At 44.4% G+C, this 726-nt stretch carries 1 pseudogene; it reads right to left on the bottom strand.

From position 1 onward, the window contains the following. Window positions 1-661 (bottom strand): annotated as a pseudogene (locus tag ACYVTD_RS14940) (hypothetical protein); the annotation flags it as partial. Between the last annotated feature and the right edge of the window lie 65 nt (window positions 662-726).

The raw sequence follows: 726 nt of genomic DNA, 5'->3' as shown, positions 1-726 counted from the left end.
GAACTGTATAATTTTGAAGATTCACGCTGTCGGGAATTTCCTTACCTGCAAACCAAAAACGGGTTTCTATGCCGTAAGGCACGGTATCTATTCGATTTGTTTTTTCATATAAAAATTCTTCCAAAGAATAAGCGGGGGTTTCTCTCATGCGCTCACCGCCGTACCAATACGCAAAAGCAATTTGTTCTTCGGTGCTTGCTCCAGGACCAAGTATCGCAAAACTGTTTTCAAAACCGCTTTCCGCAGCTTTTTGCCATTCATCTAAAGAACCGCGTGACCAATCTTCCTTTCCCACTTTTTCCAGTTCAAACTTACATTCATTCCAGTTAAGAGTACGGACTAAAAAACGATCTCCGGGTACAAAGGCGCACTCGCGATAAATGCCTCGCATATCCAGCGTATGTATAGATACTTCGGGCGGGTCTTCGTAAGGATCGGCGTTAAAAGCTTCTTCGTTTTCAGGGTTGTCCCTTGCGATATACTGCGGCGCAAATTCTTCGCCGTAAACACAGTAGTAAGGATACAGATCTTCAGGCGGCGCTTCAGTGGTTGAGACAGGTATAGCCTCACCCTTCCAAAAAAATTTATAACGATGAGGAAGTGTCAGCGGGTTGGCGAAGGGAACGCAACGATGACCGGGAATTAAAATCCCATTTAACAATTCCAGACGAGAAGGAGTAATAACAAATAGCGCCGGTTCAAAACATGTTTTACGCGATACCCAAT

Source organism: Treponema sp. R6D11 (assembly GCF_054786075.1).
The sequence above is the reverse complement of the archived record's forward strand: the minus strand, read 5'-3'. Positions and strand labels throughout refer to the sequence as shown.